The organism is Gilliamella sp. B2824 (genome assembly GCF_026536245.1).
Lineage (GTDB): Bacteria > Pseudomonadota > Gammaproteobacteria > Enterobacterales > Orbaceae > Gilliamella.
Map to the genome: position 1 here is coordinate 1 of NZ_JAFNON010000023.1, position 4,069 is coordinate 4,069.

7 protein-coding genes are annotated in these 4,069 nt (G+C 37.7%); 5 read left to right on the forward strand and 2 right to left on the reverse strand.

Features of this window, described 5'->3' with window-relative positions; all coding sequences use genetic code 11:
- On the reverse strand, positions 1 to 190 hold a 190-nt coding region (locus J3U56_RS11825; RefSeq protein ID WP_267367888.1), incomplete at its 3' end, for a hypothetical protein.
- A gap of 152 nt (positions 191 to 342) precedes the next feature.
- On the opposite strand from J3U56_RS11825, the gene J3U56_RS11830 reads away from it, so the two are divergent.
- Both J3U56_RS11830 and J3U56_RS11835 read left to right on the forward strand, forming a co-directional pair.
- On the forward strand, positions 343 to 501 hold the full coding sequence (locus J3U56_RS11830; protein ID WP_267367891.1) for a hypothetical protein: 159 nt from the start codon (positions 343 to 345) through the stop codon (positions 499 to 501).
- Positions 502 to 503: 2 nt separating this feature from the next.
- Positions 504 to 872, forward strand: a complete 369-nt coding sequence (locus J3U56_RS11835; RefSeq protein WP_267367893.1) for a hypothetical protein — start codon at positions 504 to 506, stop codon at positions 870 to 872.
- A 45-nt stretch (positions 873 to 917) separates the two neighbouring features.
- Here the strand turns inward: J3U56_RS11835 and J3U56_RS12235 are convergent, their stop codons facing one another.
- Positions 918 to 1,028: a SymE family type I addiction module toxin gene (locus J3U56_RS12235; protein WP_416380361.1), complete on the reverse strand. Its 111-nt coding sequence runs from the start codon at positions 1,026 to 1,028 to the stop codon at positions 918 to 920.
- A gap of 253 nt (positions 1,029 to 1,281) precedes the next feature.
- Between J3U56_RS12235 and J3U56_RS11840 the strand changes: the two genes are divergently transcribed.
- From J3U56_RS11840 to J3U56_RS11850, 3 genes are all read left to right on the forward strand, one after another.
- Positions 1,282 to 2,985, forward strand: coding sequence for a VENN motif pre-toxin domain-containing protein (locus J3U56_RS11840; protein WP_267367896.1), 1,704 nt, complete (start codon positions 1,282 to 1,284; stop codon positions 2,983 to 2,985).
- Positions 2,986 to 3,102: 117 nt separating this feature from the next.
- Complete coding sequence (locus J3U56_RS11845; RefSeq protein WP_267344981.1) at positions 3,103 to 3,576, forward strand: hypothetical protein; 474 nt, start codon at positions 3,103 to 3,105, stop codon at positions 3,574 to 3,576.
- A 309-nt stretch (positions 3,577 to 3,885) separates the two neighbouring features.
- A partial coding sequence (locus tag J3U56_RS11850) for a hypothetical protein (protein ID WP_267367899.1) occupies positions 3,886 to 4,069 on the forward strand: 184 nt, incomplete at its 3' end.

Sequence of the window (4,069 nt, forward strand, 5' to 3'; positions counted from 1 at the left end):
GCGTTATCGATTGTTCATTGTCTTTTTTATTATAACCGGCTGGCATTGATGGCATGCCAATGGTGCTGACGCCAACACTGCTGCTACTGACTTTATAATCCGCTTGGTTTTCGCTATGATTCTGATTAGTGGATAGTTGAAAAAGCGAGGAACTAAAGCCACAAGATGAGTTTAAGTTTGAGACGGTCAAGCAGATGACTGCTGACGAGCAGAAGTCAATAAAAGAGATTTTAGACGCTATGATTTTAAAACATCAGGCTAAGCAGTTGATTGGTTAATTAAAACTGAGCGAGCTAAACAAGAGAAGTTACACAACACGATAAACATCAGCGTAGATTAACGGTGTACCACCATCGCTTCCACCCAGGTGGAGGACGTCATGGTGGTAGCTATTATAAAGTCTCAACTACAACACAAGGTACGATAAAAGTTGTTAATCCAAAGACATATAAGCCAAATGCCGGAGAAAAAGCGACAATTATCAATAAACCAAAGGAATAAATATGAATAAGATTAAATGGGTAACTCAGGCAATAGCGCAGCCTTATGAAATACAAAAGAGTTTATTTCCTGATTTTGCAAATATAGCTGATGAATTAGCAGTTGAGTGGGAGATGGCCTTAGATGAACTTAATGATTCTCTAGTAGCATCTTCTCTCACATCAGAACAAAAGCTAGCAATAAAGAAATTAGATGATTATATGTTATCTATAAGTGGAGCCGCTAATATTCAATACTGGAATAATGATGCACTTTGTGAAAGCGTTGAGTGGCAAAAAATGAGAAAAATGGCCATTGATATATTGCTCATCATGAATTGGGAAAATGTTGTACCAGCAAAAGCCGATGCAATATATATCAACCATGGTTAAGTATCAAATCCCCACATAGTAGTGGGGAAAATCAACCATTTATTTTTAAATTTGCAAATCAAGTTCTTCTATCAACTTGCCCTGTTCAATCTTAATGATAACAGGGCAGCCGACATAAAAACCAAATTGCTCCAGCCACCTGCCTTTAATGGTCAGTTAAGGTCTGGGGTTGGGTTTTATGCCTTGTGGCATGTAACCGACGGTATAAAACCACCTAGCCTTCACTGCGGATAAATCCAAAAACCGGTTAGATACGGGCACCATTGGCTTTAGTGATATCGAAAACAAAGCGGATTATAAAGTCAGCAGTGTTTCTGGCTCTGTAGGTGCAAGTAAAGGTGGGGGAGGATTTTCCCCAACAGGAGGTGCACCGCAAGTTTATCAGCATGGCGATAAATCCTCAAACATAATGCATGCGGCAATAAGTGATGGTGAGTTAATTATTCGTGATACAGAGAATCAGATTCAGGACGTGAATGAATTAAGTCACAATACCGAGCATGCGCATAACAAACTCAAACCAATATTTGATAAAGAAAAAGAGGAAAATCGCCAAAACATCGTCAATGGTTTAAAAGAGTTAGGCAATCAAGTGAAAGAGCTGGAGCAAACAATCCATCAAAATGCGGGTAAAGACTCGCCAGACGGAAAGATGGGTAATGACTTTAGTAAAGGCGTTGATTCTGCGATATCGATTATTACAGGCATCATCACGGGTGATATTACTGGTGGACTGGCTGGTGCCAGTGCGCCTTGGCTGGCAGAGCAAATCAAACTGCACACTGGACACATGGATGAAAATGGCAACTGGGTAATCGATAATGTTGCCGGAAACTTAATTACTCATGCGATTTTAGGCGCTGTGGTTGCCGAGCTACAAGGCAACTCAGGACTTGTTGGTGGTGCAGGTACTGTTAGGGGTGCGCTGGCAGCAGACATTATTCGTAAACAACTTTACGGCAAGGATGTAAAAGACTTAACTGAAGAAGATAAACGCACTATCAGCGCACTGGCCCAACTGGCCACCGGACTGGCTATTGCCGCATTAGGTGGTGATGCTCAGGATATTAATACCGCTATTGCTGGTGGTAAAAATGCGGTTAAGAATAATGCTTTAAATCGTGATGATTCATGGCAGAAAAAAGGAATCGAAGGTAAGCTTTCTTTCACAGAAATGACAGATGAAGAAAGAGCATATTATTTAGATAAATTAAAACAGATTAATGAGCTTGATGAGAAAGATGATAAGGCCTTTTTGGATGCTTGCGCCGGTAGCGGTAATAATACTACTGCTGCTTGTGGTGCTCAATTAGCTAAACTCAGAGCCTTTAAAGACGAATATGAAATTTATTTTGGACGCTACCCTTACAGTGAATATTTACAAGATGACTATAATAAAATTATCGGCTATTTAAATCGTTACACGCCAGATGAGTGGAGTTATGCGATTAATAACTATGCCAAAGAAAATAATATTAGTTATGAAGAAGCGGCATCTAAATTTAAATTTGCCATGTATACACAAAAAATAGCGGATGTAATTTCATTATATTATGGTGTTAAAGGCGTAGGTATTGTTAACGGTAAAATAAGTGCGGTAGATTTAGCTAAAGCAGAAAAGGCGATTAATGAATATAATGCATTTAAGCAAGAATTAAATGCTGGAAAGGGAACTACTGCCAACAAACCATTAGACAAAACAGATTTAGAGCTACAACACGGAAAAGGCAATGTTGAACAAGGTGGTGGAAATTATAAAGAGACTAAGGATAAAATACTGGATAATCAGGACACCAATCAGAAAGCTAATGAAAGTAGTAATTTTGGTGAACATGTAAAAAAAGAACAAGAGATTAATTCTGGAAAGGGGGCAAATAGTACATCATCCAACCCAATTATTAACCCAGCAACAAATAAAGTTGTTACTGAACACATCATTGTATCATCAGGTAAAGCACCACATACCTCAACGCCAAACTCAATTTATGAGGTATCAAGAGCAGATGGTTCTAAAAGTGTTACTTATTATGATGCAAATGGTCGAACTTTTTCGCGTGAAGACTATGGACAAATTCATCCAGATGGGCAAATGGGTCTAGGTTCTGACGGATGAGTAGTTCCTCATGAACATAAAATAACATACAATGATAAAGGATTTGTAACTGGTAGATACTATAGAAAACTAAGCTCCAATGGAAAACCTATTGGTGATTGGATTAAGGAGAAATAAATGAATAATTATATTTTCGGTTATCTCGCAGGGATTAACTATAACAATAGTAAATTGATATTAGAAAAGATAGCGATTAAATATGGTATTGGTTTAAAGGAAATTTTACCAGAACAATTGTTTCAATTTACAGATAAATATCTACCAGATAAAAACGACACTAATTTTATTTTTTCAATGAGCGATTGCCCCGATTGTGAAGAAGCTGATTATTTAATTGATTATTTGGATTATGCTCCAGAGATGCAAAGTAAATTTCCTCCATTAGGAAGAGATCGTTTACAAATTTTAATCAGTATATTAGAAGACATGATCATTAAAACAAAATGTTCAAAACTTGTGATATCTTTGACTGACTCAGGCTATATTTATTCTTATAAAGTCATAAAATTTGCTGAACTATCAAAAACATTACTTTCGGATTTTGAATTAAACCAAGGTGCTCCCGACACACTTTATGAAATTATATGCTAATAGAATTACTTATAAACTTCTTATTTTGATAAATAAAAAATTTTATTGAATAGATTCAATCATCAAATTAAGTTCAATACTCAACCTGCCCTGCTCTATTTTAATGATAACAGGGCTGCCACATAAAAGCCTATCTGCTCCAGCCACAGCCTTTTAATTGTCCGTTATGGTCTGGGGTTGGGTTTTGTGCCTTGTGGCACATAACCGACGGTATAAAACCACCTAGCCTTCACTGCGGATAAATCAAAAAACCGGTTAGATACCGGCACCATCAGTTTTAGTGATATAGAAAACAAAGCGGACTTTAAGGTGACCCAGGTATCGATAAGTGGCGGTACGGGAGGACCTGGCGTTCCAACGGCGTATCAAAACAGTGATAAAGACTCAAGTACCACCCAATCAGCGGTAGAAAATGGACAGTTAATCATCCGTAATCAAGACGAGCAAAAACAGGATATCAATGAATTAAGTCGGGATACGGAGAGTGCCAATA